At 46.6% G+C, this 19,482-nt stretch carries 8 protein-coding genes; 3 read left to right on the forward strand and 5 right to left on the reverse strand.

Annotation, left to right across the window (positions count from 1 at the left end):
* Nucleotides 1–45: 45 nt before the first annotated feature.
* On the reverse strand, nucleotides 46–7,875 hold the full coding sequence (locus AC1DCV_RS05755) for a SpvB/TcaC N-terminal domain-containing protein (protein WP_477022281.1): 7,830 nt from the start codon (nucleotides 7,873–7,875) through the stop codon (nucleotides 46–48).
* Nucleotides 7,876–8,290: 415 nt separating this feature from the next.
* Between AC1DCV_RS05755 and AC1DCV_RS05760 the strand changes: the two genes are divergently transcribed.
* Nucleotides 8,291–8,737 carry a hypothetical protein gene (locus AC1DCV_RS05760; RefSeq protein ID WP_477022282.1) on the forward strand — a complete coding sequence of 149 codons (447 nt, stop codon included), beginning with the start codon at nucleotides 8,291–8,293 and terminating at the stop codon, nucleotides 8,735–8,737.
* Nucleotides 8,738–8,778: 41 nt separating this feature from the next.
* Here the strand turns inward: AC1DCV_RS05760 and AC1DCV_RS05765 are convergent, their stop codons facing one another.
* Genes AC1DCV_RS05765 through AC1DCV_RS05780 form a run of 4 tightly spaced genes read right to left on the reverse strand, consistent with a single transcriptional unit; the run spans nucleotide 8,779 to nucleotide 14,568 of the window.
* A complete protein-coding gene (locus tag AC1DCV_RS05765; protein WP_477022283.1) occupies nucleotides 8,779–9,477 on the reverse strand; it encodes an ABC transporter ATP-binding protein in 699 nt (232 codons plus the stop codon).
* Nucleotides 9,478–9,525: 48 nt separating this feature from the next.
* Complete coding sequence (locus AC1DCV_RS05770; protein ID WP_477022284.1) at nucleotides 9,526–11,730, reverse strand: TonB-dependent siderophore receptor; 2,205 nt, start codon at nucleotides 11,728–11,730, stop codon at nucleotides 9,526–9,528.
* 12 nt (nucleotides 11,731–11,742) lie between these two features.
* A complete protein-coding gene (locus AC1DCV_RS05775; RefSeq protein WP_477022285.1) occupies nucleotides 11,743–13,173 on the reverse strand; it encodes a DUF3526 domain-containing protein in 1,431 nt (476 codons plus the stop codon).
* A 3-nt stretch (nucleotides 13,174–13,176) separates the two neighbouring features.
* A complete protein-coding gene (locus tag AC1DCV_RS05780) occupies nucleotides 13,177–14,568 on the reverse strand; it encodes a DUF3526 domain-containing protein (protein ID WP_477022286.1) in 1,392 nt (463 codons plus the stop codon).
* Nucleotides 14,569–14,689: 121 nt separating this feature from the next.
* Between AC1DCV_RS05780 and AC1DCV_RS05785 the strand changes: the two genes are divergently transcribed.
* Together AC1DCV_RS05785 and AC1DCV_RS05790 are read left to right on the forward strand one after the other, a co-directional pair.
* A complete protein-coding gene (locus AC1DCV_RS05785) occupies nucleotides 14,690–16,894 on the forward strand; it encodes a peptidase domain-containing ABC transporter (protein WP_477022287.1) in 2,205 nt (734 codons plus the stop codon).
* Between the two features lie 9 nt (nucleotides 16,895–16,903).
* A complete protein-coding gene (locus AC1DCV_RS05790; RefSeq protein ID WP_477022288.1) occupies nucleotides 16,904–19,480 on the forward strand; it encodes a lantibiotic dehydratase in 2,577 nt (858 codons plus the stop codon).
* Nucleotides 19,481–19,482: the final 2 nt, after the last annotated feature.

Consider the following 19,482-nt stretch of genomic DNA (forward strand, 5'->3'; position numbering starts at 1 on the left):
GTACCGTGGCAACCTGATGGCTACCACGGTACCGACTACACGTTTTTATTGCTGCGCCTGTACCCCTCCTACCGTGGCGGCTGCGGGAGCAACCACATTAGGTGTCAGGCTAAGATATGGGCTCAGATAAGCCGGATTGAATACTGTCGGAGTAGCAAGTCCTGTCATAACGGGTGGCAATACGGGGCCGGTGAGATGTGTGCCCGCAAAGCTCACAATATTGTTATAATCAGCAGCACCTACAAAGTTGGTGTAAGCAGTGATACTCCGTCCGGTTTCATTAGCCAGTGCCTGCACTGCTGCAGGGTCATGTGCTACGTTACAGGCAAGTACTACGGCTCTGCCACCTGCAGTACTTTGTATGGTAGGCGCCAGCTCTGCCAGCGGTACCATAGTGCCTCCTACATCCACCATTCCGGGTATGCCATGTGTACTTAACACCTGCACACCTCGTGGCACAGTGGGGGCAAAAGTGCTGGCCTGTCCTGCCAGAGCAGGGTCTGGAGACAGCATCCGGTAAGATCCTCCGGAGAACCTGGATATGCCAAACCTGGCGACGCCTGTTCCCAGCTCTGCAACATTGCCGATCAATGCACCTCTTTCCAGCCCTCTCTCTCCATCAACTGCCACACCTACTGTACCACCTACCAGTCCACCCGGAGAACTGAGAGAAGACACTGTACTCAGCGCATGAGACATTTCCTGGTCTTGCGCAGCAGTAGTACCACCACTGTAGGAAACGCCCAGTTGTACGGCGCTGGCTGTAGTTACTGCGATACCTCCGGCTGTAGCCATCGCACCAGCCGCCAGCACCAGCAAAGGTGTGGCTGCACCGGCAGTAAAGATGGTCAGCAAGCCAGCGCCCAGCAATAACAAACCAGTGAGTAATGTGGCACCACCGCGACTCCAGAAAGAACGTTCTCCTCCTCCGCCGCCACCGCTGCCGGTACCTCCGGGTGTGCCACTGGAGCTACCTCCCGGCGTTCCCTGCGGGCTACCGCCGGGACTTCCCGTTGGGCTGCCTCCAGGACTACCGCCTGGGCTACCACCAGGACTGCCACCAGGGCTACCGCCTGGAGATCCGCCCGGAGATCCACCAGCTGCACCACCCGGCGTACCGGTGGAACCACTTTGCGGGTTCGTATCCGGAGGAGGCGCTCCTGGCGCTCCTCCGGAAGAACCTCCTGTTGGCGGCGGCGTAGTACCACCACCAGAGCCGGAGCCGGCCCCACTTCCACCAGGGTGAGTGGCGCCTGAACTATGTGAACTGCTGCGATGTCCACGTGGCAACCGGTAAAGATTGTCATCACCGAAATTCCATCTTCCACCAGTACCACTGGCATTGGGTACCCAGGTAGGCATTCGCCGGAAACCGTAGCCCTGTCTTCTTAAAACCCTGGCAATATCTGCTTCCGTTTCATGACCCGTGGCATGACCGCGAATCGTTACCCCGTCCATGCCGGTAGGGTCATGTTTCATCACAGGATTATTGGAACAATAACAATACAAATTCAGACCATCCACAAATCCCGCCGGATCACTGCTGGTCCAGCGTCCCAGCCAGGCCGCATAATAGCGCGCACCTACATAATAAAAGCCGGTTTCCTCATCTCTTTCCTTACCACAGAACCGGTAACGTTTCATACTGAGGTCAGCCCCGGGTTTCGCAATGCGGTAAGCCGAAGTACCAAAAGGATGATATTCTTCATAGGAAATCACTTCCCCGACAGCATTGGTTTCCATCACGGCCGAACCAATAAGGTTGCCATACTGATAACGTATCACCGGCACATTTAGCGCAGAACCGGGATCGCTACCCAACGTATCAATGGTTTTGGTATCCACCTGGGCAATAGCACCGGTATTATCGGCCACCCGCAAAGTATAGCGCTCAAAATCAGGTGCTCCCATACCTGTGCTTTCACGGTAGATCTCCACAGCACCGAAGTAAATACGCTCCAGTTTTCTTCCTCCAATACGCTCAATAATTTTCCGCGCCCGTTGTCCTCCGGAACCATACACATAATATGCATGACCACCGCCTCCCAGATTCACTGCACTTAGCTGCGACTGGAAATTCCAGGTGATGCTGTTGGCACCAGGCAAATGTGGCATGGAAGTCATATTGCCTCCTGCATTATGCATATAAGTACCAGAGAATACCCCAGGTGCATCTCCCGGCATACTGGTTGCCTTCAACCGGTTGGTGACATTGGAAGGATCATCTTCATATTCATAACGATAACGTTGTTGCCAGGTAGCCCCGGTAGCGCTGTGTTTCAGCGACTGAATATTACCACAATCATCAAAAGCATATTGCTCTGTATATATCCGCACCGCCGTACTGTTATTCATTTCCGGCAATTGCGGAATGAAGGCTATATCTGTATTGTTACGCTGCGTATCCATCGACAAACCCGAGTGCTCTCTTCCGCTGGCTTTAGTCAACTGGTAAATAGCATCGTATTCAAACAGTGACTCCGGATATACCACGGTATTTTTAAAAAAGTGGGTTTGCTGCGCATCATCCCTGATCTGGGTGATATTGCCTACCGGATCGTATGTGAACGAAATGTTTTGCAGTGCTGCAGGAGTAGTATCCGTATCTTTCTGTAATGTTAAGAGGTCCGTTAAACGGAAGGTCAGCGGATCATAGAAATATTTTGTCACGGTACCATTACCATATTGTGCCATTTGCCGTTGTCCTCTCGCATCATAATCCTGGCTTTTCAGGAATGGAATAAACGCACCGGTACCACCAATCTTCACGTTCAGGGTGGCAATAAAATTAGCTTCATTATACGTTGGCTGTACTACAGAGTGATCTGGCAAAGTAGCCGTGACAGGACGATTCAGCGCATCAAATGTTCCGGCGGAAGAATAAGTGGCTGTTTCCAGCAGTGGCTCAGCGGCAGTGAGAATATCCGGTATAGCGATGAGCCCTTTTAAAGGAGTCCAGTCTATGAGTTGTTTATAATCTTTGGTTAACCTTTTCTCCGCCTCGGTGACATTACCTTTGAAATCAATCTGCTTAATAGTGCTTACACCGCTCTGATCATATACCTGGTATACCTTTCCCTTCATGTTCAGTAATCTGGCCTGCGCATCGGGAAACAGATCACCATACACCACACGCGAAAACAACCATTCAATAGCACCTACTTTCAGGTAACTGCTCACCGGCCGGTCCAATGCATCAAACTCAAAGCGGTAATACTGACCAGCGGCATTCCACATTTTATAAATGCGGCCCTGTACGTCCTGGAATACCCATTTATCTCCTTTCTCAGCAGTATTGGAATACATAGGTGCACCGGCCAGGTTGCTCACACCATGACTAACGAGGCGGTTCAGTTGATCAAACGACTTAGAATACCTGCCCAATGAATCTGTTTCTACCCATACGGCTGTTGTTTTGCCACCGCCGTAATCTGATATCGTCATCAAAGGCCGGCCAATGGAGTCTGCATGAAAAGTAGCTGGTGTATGGTTATGCCGGGCTGCCAGCCATGCAGCCCTTGTTTCCGGATCTGCCGGTTCCGGGTCTGCTGGTAAAGGGCTGCCACGATCACTGTACCATTGGCTGGCCACCACGTTATCATTTACATCGAAAGAGCTAAAATACCAGGGATTAAATTCAATATTGGAAAAAGTGCCATTGGGAAATACCGTTTTTATTAACCGGCCGGTAGGATCGTAATATCGTGTTGCCGTTGCGCCGGTTTCCACCAGTTCACTTTCAGATTCGTAATCAGAAGTAGTACTGAAATAAGGTTCATATTTTTTCACCACATTCCCCTTATTGTTATAGATCGTGCGGCCGTTGCCGATCCAGCGGGGATTGGCGTCTACTTCATCTACAGTGTGGGTAACAGGGTTCCATAGTTTGGCTTTACCAGGATTCACCTGATTTTTAGTCATGATCACACCGCCATTGCCATTGGAATAAACGTAACTTTCCTGCCACCGCGGATTGGAGGCGCCATGTTGTTCCCTGCTGAAGCAGTGTACATAATTGGGCTTTCCATTATTCACCCAGTTAAAAAGATCATACTCCATGCGGTTGGTAGGATCTGCCAGGGTATCCCCATCACTGCTACCCGCCTTCCCCATGACAGCTATTTTAACAACAAAGCCCAGTTCATCTGTTTCCACCGCAGAGCGGTTCCCGTTAATATCGGTCAGCAGCCACGGCTTCAATACCCGGTAATCATTATCTGCTGTCACTGTGTTACCGATAGCATCTGTGCTGCTTTCCACCAGTATATGCAGCGCATCATACTGCATATGATGTTCCCGTCCGAATACATCTTTTGTTCCCACCGGGATGTAAAAATCAGCTGCCGGTGTACCAGAAAAAAGATCTATACCGGAAGGCGCCCACCAATGTGCATCGGCTTCCGTATGTGTGTAGCCCGCGTCTGCCAGCATCACCGGTGTTACTTCAGCACCGTAATATTTGGTGACCAGGTTTTGTGTAAATGTGAGCTGGTATTTTTTATGTACAAAACCCAATGCACCAAGCGTTCCCAATGCCAATGGACCGGAGAGATCATCTTTCAGATAATAGATCCGCCCATGAGCGGATAATCTTTTCTGAACGCCACCGGTAAATTCTTCTTCATATTGAATAACGGCGGCTCCCGGAACGCCTGACAGATTTATTTTATGCAGATAAAAACCGGGAGGGAGAGAAATCCCTGCTATTTCATATGCTTTCGATTCACATAGCTCACGGAGGCGATAGGTATCATCTCCTATCACATCTTTCGTATACGCTGTTTCATTATAGGTAATATGCGGCTGTCGCTGTTCATCCCATACTTTATCGGGGATATCGTTGGGGGCTACGGGCCTGTTCAGTCGCGGATATAATACAGCAGCAGCTTTGGTGGTATACCCCAGATCGTCTGTTTCCAATACAAATGAATGGGCGATACGGGGATCGCCCGGGTTTCTCTCATAAGCATAGGTAATACTTTCCGATGGCAACACCAGGAAGGAAGCATATCGGTTGCTGCCTTTGGGTTGTATCAGTCGTATTTCATTGTTGGCCTGCATGGCGGTATAAGGACACGACTGTTGCAGGCTGCCATCAAACGCATATACCTCTGTGCGCAGATGTTGTCCTTTACAGGCTCTTAGTGCCTCATGAATTTCATACGGCTGCAAACCTGCCGGCAGTATGGATTCCGGCATATCATAAGCGGTAATAGTACCATTAAAATATTCTGCGGCGCACTGATGCAACAGGCGCTGATTGGCCAGGTAAGCACCTGTATGGAACCAGGAGATGCTGGTAACTGGCGGCTGGTGCAGATCTTCTTCTACTACATTCAGCGCCACATTCAATTTAAACTGACTGAATACTTCCGTATCATTTTGCTCTACCCGGGCAAATCCCCTGAATTCCTTTTCTGTAGCATCGTAGTAGCCGTGGCGATAGCTGTAGGTATTGGTAAAAATGGTTTCCCGGATCCTGTCGGTGGTCGTTACGCGGGCAATACAATGTACCGGGAATGGTAGTTTCGTGATCCAGGGAATGCCATTCGCCTTATCTTCCAGATAATAAAACGTAGAAGATTTGTATTCGATGGTAACTTCTTTACCACAGTTATTTTTATACGCGATCAACAAAGCAGGTTGCTTACTCCCCATCAGATCGATATACTGCAGCGGTTTGCTGGCTATCGGAGACGCATATACGATAGCTGCTGTACCTGCTCCCAGGAAATCCATAACGGAGATATGGGACATATTATCCACTGCAGGAAAAGCCGTGAGTACTTCCGGGGCAGCAGCCCATTCATTACCGTTTAAGTTCATCCATACACTGAAATTATTTTTACCCAGGTAAATAATATCGGTAGTGCCGGAGCCATCAACATCGGCCAGTCTCAAAAATGCAGGATTGAACTGATCGGGGTGATCGAATACCGGTGCATGATCCATGCTCACCTTCGCGCCAAAACGGCCATAACCAAGGTTTGGCCAGTAACAGATCTCTCCGTTACGTATGCGTACAATATCTGTCAGCGCATCTCCACTCATATCCGCCAGGAAAATACATTGCTCCTGGTCTGCAAAAACAATGGCAGGTCCTTTTTCTTCATCTGTTGCTTTCATCACTGTTTCCGGCACTTTAAATCCTTTCTCACCCGCACCTGCATACCAGCGAAACTGGTATTCATCGGTATAGAGCATGTCAGGCATATGATCTCCGGTGAGATCAATGAAACGCATGTTCTTTTCTTTCGGATATAGCACCGGCGTTTGCTCAAAATACCGCATCCCTTCCCAGCCGGTATCTTCTGTTAGTTTGAAAAAACCATTGTATTGTTTGTCTACCTGTACAAGGTATTTGATTCCATTCCCTTCCAGTTCCTGTATCATCACTCCTTTGTTGAGCCCTTTATAAGACGGCTTCGGAGCTACCGGCTGCGCAGGAGAAAACTGTCCATTACCGAGATTGGATTTATAATACCATCCGCCTCCCTGTTCCGTCAGTATGCCTGCAATCCCTTCACTATAGAGATCTACCCACAGGTAAGTTTTATCGTCTATGCCTACCGGCGCATGTACCAGGTTATCGGCACTTACAGATTGTACACTGGTATTCCATTCATGGGGTTGATACTGCAGTTCCAGTTCAGGGAAATGTTTTGTACGATAAGTGTTCGTGCCGGCATCCCAGAGATGTCCGTTTTGCCGGGCCCTTACCAGGAAAGAGAAGCCATTTACCTGATCACCGCTGCCGGTCAGCGGAAGAGCATCGTCATAAAACAGTTGCAGCGATTTTACCAGGCAAGGATTTACCGGCAGCAGTGCATCCGGGAAGCAGTGAAACATCATCACCCTGTTACACCTGCGATAGGTACGAATCTCAAAGCCTGAACGATAGGTAGAGAAAGGATCTTTGCGGCAGGTCCAGGTGTTTTTCTCCTGGTCAATATCTTTCGGGATATCGATGGCGGTATCATGTTCACCGTAGTCAAAAATCACTTTGAAGAGAAAATCATTTTCAGCCGGCAGGGGATCCCCCAGGTAATAGGCATGTTGATTACCGTATAGTACTTTTTTGATGTATAACTGGGTGCAGTGATGGAGCCGGTTGGTTTCATTTTTTTGAGCCGGAATACCGGCGAAATCTTCTTTTTTATATACCAGTTGCACCAGGTTTCCTTTGTCGTCATGTGTGCGGCAAAGCAGCCATTTAAACACCCGGTTTTCGTTGTCGGGATCAACTAGCCTACTGTCCGTAGTAAAGCCGTAATAAGAAGTATGATTGTCGCTCGAAATTATCCGCCAGTGTACCACCGCCGAACTGATGTCTGTCCATTTTTCAATACGGGTAAATGAACCTTCAATTCTCGGGCGGTAACGCATAACGGAATAGTTAATACCGTCTACCGTTCTGGGGACAGGTGTATTTTTCCATTCGCTGCCATTCCACTCCAGGAGAGGGATCAGGTCTTCCGCGCCTGACAGCACGAAGATATCTGATTCCGCAGCGTCCTGGTAACGAGGCAGGCCGTTTTCCGTTCTGCGGCTGATAGCAGGGATGGTAATTTCCCATCCCAATCCGAAACTGCCATTACCGCTACCGGAATGATAGGCCAGGTCAAAGCCGGGCAGGTATCCGTTACGACCCGGACTATATGGAATGGGGATGGAAAAAGCCGCAGTGCCGGAAACCGCATTGACATTAAATTTCTCGTCTACACCTTTAATGGCGCCGCCTCCTTTGGGCAATGCAACAACGGGCATCTGAATGTCGCCGGAAGAGGATGAGGCTGAATCGTTGCCTGATGAGAATACGCTCCGTCCGGGATAATCCGAAGGATTACCCGTTTTTTTGGGGTCATGAAGAGGCATAATCTACTTTTTATTTTAGGGTTTGGGGTTCCTGTAATAAAATTAAATCTTTTCTTGTAACGATGGACGTTTTTTTTCTGTTGTGCAAAAAATTAACGTTTGGGTTCCAAACAGACATGCGTACATGGTACACAAAGTTGTCGGCTGTACAAACAGCCACACCAGTTAAATACCTTTCATATTATAGAAGTCATGAAGATATGATTTTCTTCTTTCAAAAAACGTATATCCGTAAACGTTATCATCCATTTTTATCTCACCCCAGGTAGCCACTTTCTTTTCAACAGATCATGTAGTATAGTTACGAACACGGAAAATGAAAATATACAAATACACCTGCGGCAACACTGCTGGCTTTCGTATATTTGCATTTTCAATTGTACCTATGTCCATGAAACATTTATCTATACTTTTCTTGTCAATAATCTGTTGTCTGATTGGCTTCACCGCCCAAAGCCAGTCCGCATGGAAAACATTTAATCATAAAAATGGCTTTACCCTACAATTACCTGATTATTTTAAAGAAGGCTCCCTGGTAGCAGGTGGTACGCTACAGTGGTACCCCACAAAGTTAGACAACGACATATCCGTTACGGTTGAAATGTGGGGAAATGGCACACAGGAAGAGTTACAATCTTATTACAACAATGACCTGAAATCAGAGAAAGGCATTACCTATAAAATAATAAAACCCACCTGGTATGTGATCAGTGGTCATCTAACTGATGGCATCGAGTTTATCTTCTACCAAAAAAGTATTATCAGAAATGGCGCGTTGTATCATCTGCGGATCAGGTATCCTGAAAATCAAAAACAGCTGTTTGATGGTATACTGGGAAAAATAGCTGCTTCTTTTAAATAGTTCCACCTCGTTGCTGTATTGCTGTGATTAAAAAAGATCATCTAACTCACTGTTTCAATATACAACCGCTGCATATCGTTGGCATCAAGTCCTTCGGCTTTACAGGTATGCACCAGCTGTCCGCTTTTCATGATTCCTATATGCGTACCGATGTTAACAGCATTAAAGATATCATGGGTAGCCATTAAAATTGCCTTCCCCTGTGCAGTGAGGTCTTTTACAATAGCGCTGAACTCGGCTGTAGCCTTAGGGTCCAGGCCGGAGGTAGGCTCGTCCATAAAAATCACATCTGCATTTTTTGCGATGGCTATTGCAATACCTACTTTTTGCCGCATTCCTTTACTATGGTTGCCTACCGGCTTATGAAGTGCCGCCGGCTCCAGTCCTGCCCTGATCAGGAAAGATTTTAATGCTGTTTTCTGATATCTGAATCCCGCTATCCTGCTAAAAAATTCCAGGTTCTCCAGGCTGGTCAGATTCGGATATAGCATCACCACTTCCGGAATATAAGCAATATGTCTGCGGGTATCCTGGCTATCTACCTTTACTTTTTTCTGCTTAATAAATGCCTCCCCTTCTGTGGCTGCAATAAATCCCAGGAACAAATTGATGGTGGTTGTTTTTCCTGCACCATTTTGTCCAAGCAAACAAAATGCTTCACCGGCGCCTATATTCAAATCAAGGTGATCGAGCGCCAGATACCCATTGTAATTCTTTGTTAGTCCACGAGCAACAATCATAGTACATCATTTATAGTGCCACGGGATGCCCTCGTGGCACTATCTGGTTTATAATTTTATACCTATTGTAAATTTAAAATTGACAGGATCTCCTTCTATAAAGAAATAGTTCACCGCATTGGGAATCGGGTAGTCACTGCCAATGTCACCTGATGCCACATATCTTTTATTCAACAGGTTATCTACTACCAGGCTTGCATAATAATGTGACGCGGAGAAATTGATACCAGCATCAAATTTTGTGTAGTCAGGAAGATGAACATCCTTTGTATAAGTGCTCCGTTTTACCTGGGTGGTTTGTCCAAGACTTACCGCAACTATTTTATTTCCTTTCAGCGGCATACTGTATTGCACCCATGTATTAATGATTTGTTGGGGGGTGCCTGGCAACTTGTTACCTATCAGGGCAGATCCTGCGGTATCTTTAGTAATCCGGGCGTTTACAAAGGTGTAATTGGCGGAAACGGATATGCGGGAATTCACACGACCTAAAATATCCACTTCTGCTCCATCACTGGCATATTCACCAATCTGCCGCTTAAAGTTGAGTGCCGCATTTTGTACATCCGGCATCAGTACATTACGTTTAACAGTATGAAAGGCATTAATGGAAGAAAGTAACCTGCCTCCGTACCATTGTTTCTTTATACCCAGTTCAATATCATTGTTCCGTTGCGGATCTACCGGCACACCATTGGATTTACCCGTTGCTTCATTAATGCCACCTCCTGCTTTAAGACCGCTTTGTGGCACAAAAGACTGATCATATAAAAAGAAAGCAGAGAAGGTACTATCTATCAGGTAAGTGAGTGCAGCCCTTGGTGAGAAGGCACGTTGTGAAAATAAATTCTCTTTTGCCGGCCTTGATGGCGCTACTTTCTGGATAGTTTTATTATTGTACCATGTAAACCTGCCACCCAGCGATAATATCCAGTGGGAGGTAAATTTTATGTTGTCATATACATAGGCAGATTCATACGTCAGGTTATTCCTGAATACACTTCCTGCCCCAGGGTTCATGACGGCTACGGAGTCCCTGTTTACGGTATAGTCCAATTTATTTCTATAGAGCGGGAAAGTATATAGTCCAAATCCTGTTTGAAGGCTATCCCTGCTGGAAGTAATATCACCTCCGATAATAAGTTGGTGAGTGAATGCACCAGTGATGACCTTTCCGTTAAAATATAATTGAGAAGCAAATGTTTTTCCGCCGATCGCAGCATGACTGGATAACCTGGCGGTTTGCCCCTGCTCATCAAAGCTCACGCCTGTATATGTTTCAGAAGAAAGCATGCTCCAGGTATCGTAGGGCGACAGGTTGTATTGTGATTGTGAGGTCAGTTTCCAGTTGCTGTTAATAGCATGACTAAACAGTAATCGCATTGTTTGCGCCTGGTAATATGATTTAGGTAACCCAACCGCCGCACCATAGTTCAGGCCAATATCATCATGTAAGGCGTCTGCTGCCGTACGTATCCTGGTAATATCAGACCCGTTCCTGGTTTCTCCCCTGATAAGATCGTATTCTGCTAACAGGTAGGTATTGGGAGTAAAGTTATATTGCAGCACAGGCGCCAATACATACTTATCTGTTTTCAATTCGTCCAGGTAGCTGTTCCTGTGCTGGTATGCAGCATTAAAACGATAGGAAAAACCGCGGCTTTTCACGTTACTTCCTGCATCTACCGCAATCCTTCCCATACCAAAACTACCTGCGGTGGCGGTTACGTTCAACAGCCGGCTGCCAGGCGTTTTGGTGTTGATATTAATTGTGCCGCTCGCCTCTCCCACTGAGTTTACAAATCCTGCCGGTCCTTTAATCACATCCACACTTTCAAACAATGCCTCATCATCAAGTATGGCACCGTAATTGGCGTGCCGGGGCATGCCGTTGATAATAGAATAAGCACTGAATCCCCTTATCTGTATAGACGATGAATAATCAAAGGGCGTGCTGTTATACCCGAAGTATACGCCGCTGGCGTTGCGGGCCACATCTTTCAGCTCCAGCCCTCCCTGTTGCTTTATCAGCTCCGCTGAAATCCCTATAATATTCTGCGGCATCTCTATGTAAGATAGCTGCTGCTTCAGCGAAGCAGGCAAAGTATCTTTTACCAGGTCCCTGTTTTTCCTGGACAATACATCCACGGCACGTAAGTCACGGTGGTGAAGGGTACTGTCTTTGCGTTGTGCGTTTACCACTGCAGCATGCAGGAAGCAGGCCAGGCAAAAAAAATAATGCGTTGTTCTCATTTGTATAGATTATTACATGTTATGCTGTGGGCGTATAAAAATGCCGACCAGGAAAATAAGGGCGGTCAGGAAGAGTATAGGAAAGCTCTCTGTCAGCACTGTCGCGGCCATATGATCCTTGCGCTGAAGCGAAAATTCGGGCAGCTGATCAAGGTCTTTTTCGCGGAGCTTTTTATCATAAAAAAGATAGCTGTTCATGAATTGCAGCCATTGCCACCTGAATGCTTTTACCTGCTGTTCATATTGCTCATACTGTTTTAATCCCGATGCTGCGATATCATTAAATAAGGATTGTGATTGCATGACGGGGTTAAACCAACAGGCACTTCGTTCCATCTGTAAATGACGGGCCACTTCCTGCTGATAGTCCCGCGAAATCATATCCATCCGGCGCCCGAGCAAATCGTAGTAGGCTATAAATCTCCGGTTGCCATAAGTGGCGGTATCTGTCGTTTTTCTCGCTGAAAGCAACTCTGGATGATACCGATAAAAACTATCCAGCAGTACGGGGACAGGCAGATCCCAGGTTTCTTCTTTGCATTCACGCTGCCTGGAGGCAAGTTCAGATCTCAGTGGAACAGGTGCTATCAGTGCGGCTATACTATTAATAATACCAGGTAAAATAATCGTCACCGTTAACCAGAACGAAAGCAGTATAATTAAGTTTTGCCGCGATGATTTCCTGAGGTTTACGATAAGGTAACAACAGGCAAACCAGAACAACAATAATAAAGTGAGAATATATATCCACCATCCCAGATCTGTGAAGCTACCGGCTACATTACTGCCGGACAGCAGGTAACCGGCAATGCTCAATGCCACCACCAGCAACCATATAACTATCAACCGGATGGTAAATACGATCTGCACCATCCTTGCAATGCTACCACCCTGCAATACCAATAACTTCAGCGTATGTAACTCTACTTCTTTCGAATAGCAGTTATAAGTGACTGCAATGATCAGTAATGGCAGCAGGTAAATAATAAAATAAGAAAAGTCGAAATTCCCGGCGGCCAGCACTTCGGCATTCACAAACTCCGCGTTGGGTGGTGTGAGTACATCATACCTGGTATTCACGATATCAAAAAAGGGCAGCAAATCGCGCTGCCCTATTGACAGTACCGCCAGGCGATGCGGTGGATTAGTAGCAACAGGAGGCCTTCTGAATTCAATGACCTGCGGAACACCTGCCTGATCCGATAATTTTACGCCCGCCACCACCGTTGTATCGGCAGTGAAGCGTGCATGCAGCTCACCCAGCCGCTCTTGTTGCTGTTGCGCCAATATTTCCAGTGCCTTCAATTGTTTGTTGATCACCTCATAACCGCAACGTAAACTATACATCCCGGTGAGCAGTACCAACAAAAATAAAGCGATGGCCACCCTGCTCCGTTTAAGCTGACGGATTTCGAACTGGCAAACAGCGGTAAGTAATGACATATGTTAGTGTATAGAAAATTTAGCAGTACAAAAAAGGGCGCCGGTCACTATTACTATCCAAAACATCAATGCAGCCAATAATAGCCAGCTCCGTACGGCTGTTATCCCACCGGTATCATCCCGGTACATAAAAGGCCGCATATCCTTAAAAAAATTTGGGTCTTCCTTAAAGCCTTCCGGCATTTTTGATGCTACCATCCGGAGATTCAGCGTACGGATAAAATCATTTCGGTAGTAGCGGGCCTGCCGGTAAAATTGTTGATGATGATCATAACTGCTGCCAGCCAACAGCATAGACAGGCGCTTAACAGCCAGTAAAGGATTAATGAACGATACTTTGTCCAGCAGGGATTCCTGTTTTTCAAAGGCGGTGGCTACACCGGCATAATAGTGTTCAAATACACGCTGCTGATAATCTTCGTTGTGTTGCAGCATCAACCCCTCCAGGTAGGCGGGCAACTGACTGATCGTATCTACATGATACCTGTCCATCAGCTCCCGGGCAAACTGCTCTCCCCTGCTATAATAACTGCCGTCATTACCCATCCCTTTAAGATATCCCTGTTTCACACTGTCCTCAAATGCAGCCCTGCTCATTACCGGCACCGATCTGTTGACAGCATTCACCATTACCTTGGGCAACAGTATGCCCGTTAGTATCCAACCAGCCAGCACGACCAGCGTGGCAGTAGCCGATTGCCTGCTCAGTGAAGAAACTGTAATGGCGAGTAACACCACCAACAGGTAATACAACTGGTAAATACCTGCTATCAGTAATGGTTGTAAATAATTTCCCTGGAGCCATCCTCCCAGCATCATCAATAACCAGAAGGGCAACAGGATCAGGCTAAACAAACCGTAATAAGTAATGGCTTTGGAAAAGAGAATAGTTATCCTCCCGGCACCAGCCAGCAGCAACATTTTCAGGGTACCTCCCTCCTTTTCAGCAGTGATCGCCGCCGCCGTGGTAACACCGATAAATAAAGGAATGATCAGCTGCAGTAAAGTCGCGAGACTTAAACTCCCAAACCGCATCGCCGCGTCACTATCCTGTGCATTGCTGTAGTCCACTTCATGCTGCACATGTGCCTCAATGCGGAAAGTAGTACCACTGTAATCATTCAGGCCCGGATCAAAAACCGATGCCGGTGTAATCGGTTTAAACAGGTAAGTACCAAAATGCGCTGCATGGTGCGGATTCCGCTGCTGCTTATTCCATGCTTCCCTGAATGCCTCATTGGCCGCAGCTCTTGTTGATACGCCATGCTGATACTGATAATAGGATAACACGATAGCTGCCAATAGCAACAGCCAGGTGATACTGCTTACAAGCAACCATGTCCGTTCTCTGTAAATACTGCTTAACTCGCGGTTGACAATCGTTCTAACATGCATCAGAAAAGATTCAGGAAAAAAAAAATCAGTAACTATTTGCAACAAAGTTGCACTTTTATACTGATATTAGCAACATCGTTGCAAAAATCAATGAAAAAAAACAGAAGACCCGTTACAACAGATGATAAAACAATTTTTAAAGTGGCAAAAATTTCCGTTCTACCGCCAGGCAGACTCCATGGATTGTGGGCCCACCTGTCTGAAAATGATAGCTGCTTATCACAAAAGATATCTGCCTATCCAGTACTTCAGACATATTTGCCGCATTGGTAAACAAGGCACCACGCTAGCCGGTCTGCAGGAAGCCTGCACTGTAATGGGCATGAAAAGCCTGGCGGTGGAACTCCCACTATCAACGCTGATAGAAAAAGCGCCGCTACCCTGCATATTGCACTGGGAAAAAAGTCATTATGTAGTGCTACTAAAAATAAATACCAAAAAAGCACTCATCGCAGACCCTTCTCTGGACCAGCTGATTACTATTCCTGTAACAGGTTTTTTATCATCCTGGCAAAAAAATACCACCACCGATGTGGGTAGAGCCTTATTCGTAGCCCCAACACCACAATTTTGTCAGGCGGAAGACACCGTTGAAAACAATACTTCTCTTTGGAGTTTATTGCCCTATCTGAAAAAACATTCCCGTGCTGTTATTCCCCTGGCACTCAGCATACTGGCTGTTATTGGTTTTTCGCTGGCACTCCCTATCCTCACGCAACAAATAGTTGATAAAGGAATTAAAGAAAGCAATGTGCATATACTGGTGGTGATTTGCCTGGCACAGCTAATGCTTTTCACCGGCAAAACCGTAATGGACTTTATCAGGGCGCGTTGGCTATTCCGCATCGGCGCTATCACCAGCATTGCCTTATTGCATAAATATCTCGACAAACTATTAAAGCTTCCCTTCACTTTCTTTGATAACCGGCAGGCCGGCGACAACATGCAACGTGTTACTGATAATCAAAGAATAGAAGATTTTCTTACGAGTGCTGTTATCAGCTTCGTAATGGCGGTACTCACATTGCTGATCCTCGGAGGCGTATTGCTGTTCTACGATTTCAGGATATTCGGATTGTTCTTCTTAGGTGCGGCAGGCAGTTTTGTCTGGTCTATATCCCTGCAACAAAGAAGGAAGTTGCTGGACCAGAAAAAGTTTAAAGTGCTGGCCGCCAGCCAACAATTACAGCTGGAAATATTTTACGCTATGCAGGAAATAAAGCTGTCCGGCAATGGCGATGACAAAAAACAAAAATGGGAATCACTGCAACGACAGGCATTTGATTTAAAATCAGAAAGCTTACGATTAGATCAGTTTATGCAGGGAATAGGCGTTTCTATTAATGAAGTGAAGAACATATTCATCAGCTTCACTGCCGCCTGGCTGGTGATCAAAGGAGATATCAGTCTTGGTACCATGCTGGCCATTACCTATATCTGCGGACAATTGAACACACCGGTGCTGCAGCTGATCGAATTTATCAGATCGTCCCAGAATGCCTCCTTCAGCTTAAAGCGAATAGCAGAAATATATGAGGAACCGGAAGAAGACTTTCATCTCCGGGAAGAAAAAATTTCCGGCACTGCGGCAGACATTACACTGCAGCAGCTGCACTTCAGCTATGGCCAGCCAGGTAGCCCGTTGGTGCTGAAAAATATCAATGTGGTCATTCCGGCAGGAAAGGTAACGGCCATTGTAGGCATGAGTGGCAGCGGTAAAAGCACCCTTATTAAAATTCTCCTGAAATTCTATCAACCGGTATCCGGAAAAATCCTGATCGGTCAGCAGTCCCTGAGCAGCATTCACGCCAACCAATGGCGAAAAAAATGCGGCGTAGTAATGCAGGACGGATATATATTCAGTGACAGCGTGGCCGAAAATATTTATGCCGGAGCCCCGGTTAAAAATGAACAGGCACTGTATGAAGCGGCTACCATGGCCAACATGCACGACTTCTTTTTATCAATGCCTTTTGGATATGATACCGTGATTGGAAAAGATGGTTACGGCCTCAGTGAGGGGCAACAACAAAGACTGCTGATTGCCAGGATGATATACCGCAATCCTTCTTACCTCTTTATGGATGAAGCCACCAATGCACTGGATGCCAACAATGAAAAAGTAATTGTCAACAACCTGCAGGAATTCTTTGTGGGCAGAACAGTGCTGCTGGTAGCACATCGTCTTAGTACCGTAAAACATGCAGACCAGATCATCGTCATGCACAAAGGAGAAATTGCTGAAACAGGTACGCATGAAGAACTGATCCTGCAAAAAGGACCTTATTATCATCTTGTAAAAAATCAACTGGAATTAGCAAAATAAGTGATGACCATGAAAGTACACCTCTTTCCATATACATTAGTGCGATATGCCGGCATCCATACCTCCCTGCTGGAACAATGGCAGTTGCCGGATGCGCACCTTTATCATCCTCACACAGTATCACAGCAACAGCAGCGGGAAGCCCTCTGCGATAAACTGTATGAATTGGTTACGTTACAAACAGACGATCAGCTGCGCCGGAAAATCATTGCGCTGAAAAGGATGATATACAATGATAAGCTACCGGACAATGATTTGCTGGATCTGCTGCTGCCTTTATTCGGAAAAGAAGTAGCAGCTGATATCAATAGCTATATCTCCACAAAAAAAAATCATGCGCAACAGCTACTGGAGCAACATAACAGGTACGATTCCTTCCTGTTACAACAACGACGTCACCTTCCTGAACTGCTGGCACAGTCGGACATTGAAAAGGGCATCATATTATCCTCGCCGGTGTTATTCCGGCAACTGCTACCTTTCCGGGAGAAAGATCCCGTCCACTATAAAAATGCAGAAAATAAAATCGAATTCAGCCTGTTACGATATCTTACCAGGTCCTGTTACAAAACGTCTCCCTTCAGTACGTTTACCCATACCCGTTTGGGTACTTTCACTGACAGTCAAACAAATCCTCCCGGCCTGACAGCCGGACGGGTAAAGCTGAACAACAGTATTTTCAGGTACCTGACCGGTATACTGTGCCGGCATCCCGAACTGAATGAACTCCTAATTGTTTCAAAGAATATGACACTTCAGGAAGAAGATAAAAAGCTTCATTTCCTTGTCAACTACTTAAATGTAGAAGCCTTTCAGTCTATTCCTGCATCAGCCGTCAACACCCTGATTCTTGAGCAGCTGGAACACGGGCCACTCCCTTTTCACAGGTTGATCAATACGCTTACCGAAGCGGCGTCTCCAATTCCCCGCGCTGAAATTAAAGACTACCTATTAAAGATGATCGCCACCGGGGCGCTGGAAATGAGTACCGGCATTTCCGGTATGGAAGAAAACTGGGCCAGTCAGGTGATCGCTTTTTTTGATCCCCATAGCACGGCACATGATCCGGCTCTCCGTATCTGCCAGGCGTTGGCATCTCTCGAAAAATATAAACAAAACTTTGCTGTTGCCAATGCCTCCGAACGGGCCAATATATTAGCCAACGCTGAAAATATGATCAATCCTGTATTCAGTGGTTTACAACTGGAAGCAGGACTGCCGGTGGAGATAGCACCCGCGACCGTGGAAGACAGCACCAACAGCGGGCTAAGAACGATGCAGTTTGCGCCACACTTTTTTAAAGGAAATGAATTATTCTACGAAGATTGCTATAACCCGGAAACAGAAGTGATCTGCAAAGACACGGTGCAACAAATAACAGAAAACGTAGATACCCTGCTGGAATTAATACAACCGCTGGATCAACTGTATGAAGAAAGACAACGGATGCTCCAGCACTTTTACTCGCATTACGATGTTAACGGATCGGCGCCGGTAATCCGCTTCTATCAATCCTATTATCAGCAGCTTCGTCAGGAAGACGTTGTCAATAATCCAGATCCGGAAACTACCGCATGGAAAAACAATTTTGTGCAATCCCTCGATAGCCTGTTATACGGACAACCAGCTGTTATTAATCTCCGTGATGAACACTTTCCTACCGTAGCAACAGCCACCACGCCGCAATCCAGGGGAATGTTCCTGCAGTTTTATTCATCGGAAAATATTACCTGCGGAGTGGTGAATGCGATACTTCCCGGCATGGGGAAGGTAAATGGCAGGTTTCTGTCCTTATTTGACAATAAGGTAACAACTGCTTTCCTGGATTACAACCACACCCTGCATCCCGGCAAGAAGGTCATGGAACTAAACGATGCGTCCGGATTTAATGCCAATATCCATCCGCCACTGGCGGCATATGAGATAAAAATGCCCGGTGGCAATAACAGCTATCCACCGGAGCTGCAAATCTCCTTAAACGAATTATATATTACGGCAGAAGATAAGCAGCTATCGCTTTACCATTGCGGGCAACAGGTATATGCCTATGACCTGAGCCTGGAAAGCTTTCGTAACCGCTCCCGTCTCTATCAGCTACTTGCACATTTCAACCCGGATATCAGGCCTTCTATTACAGCGTTGGTAAAAATGATAGATGGTGAATATGAAAGAAAGCATCCCCGTCAGAATGCACCGGTATATGTTTGGCCGAGGATCACTTACCGCACACAAGTAGTATTGAGAAGAAAGACATGGGAAATAGACACCAGGGACTTCCCTGTGATCAGGAATAATGAAAAAGAGCTGGAATATTTCATCCGGCTGCTGCAGTGGCGGGAGCAACACCAGATCGATGCAGCCGTATTTCTTTTCCTGCGGCGCCGGGGTAACAGCAAAACAAAAGAAAAAGCCGGCGGTCTGGCCGATGACTATAAACCCCAGTTCATTTCCTTTCAACAGCCTATCCTGCTAACGATGCTAAAAAAATTACTATCCAGGGCAGGCAGCCATATCTGGCTGGAAGAAGCACTACCTGTGCCAACCGGACAGGTAAAGGAATATTTATTGCAATGGTATAAACGCTGAGC

It is taken from the genome of Chitinophaga sp. 10T418 (assembly GCF_056394125.1).

Bases quoted from the DNA above. Each gene is read 5' to 3' on its own strand.
- AC1DCV_RS05785 (WP_477022287.1), top strand. From the start codon at position 14,690: ATGATAAAACAATTTTTAAAGTGGCAAAAATTTCCGTTCTACCGCCAG.
- AC1DCV_RS05790 (WP_477022288.1), top strand. From the start codon at position 16,904: ATGAAAGTACACCTCTTTCCATATACATTAGTGCGATATGCCGGCATC.
- AC1DCV_RS05765 (WP_477022283.1), bottom strand. From the start codon at position 9,477: ATGATTGTTGCTCGTGGACTAACAAAGAATTACAATGGGTATCTGGCG.
- AC1DCV_RS05780 (WP_477022286.1), bottom strand. From the start codon at position 14,568: ATGCATGTTAGAACGATTGTCAACCGCGAGTTAAGCAGTATTTACAGA.
- AC1DCV_RS05755 (WP_477022281.1), bottom strand. From the start codon at position 7,875: ATGCCTCTTCATGACCCCAAAAAAACGGGTAATCCTTCGGATTATCCC.
- AC1DCV_RS05770 (WP_477022284.1), bottom strand. From the start codon at position 11,730: ATGAGAACAACGCATTATTTTTTTTGCCTGGCCTGCTTCCTGCATGCT.
- AC1DCV_RS05775 (WP_477022285.1), bottom strand. From the start codon at position 13,173: ATGTCATTACTTACCGCTGTTTGCCAGTTCGAAATCCGTCAGCTTAAA.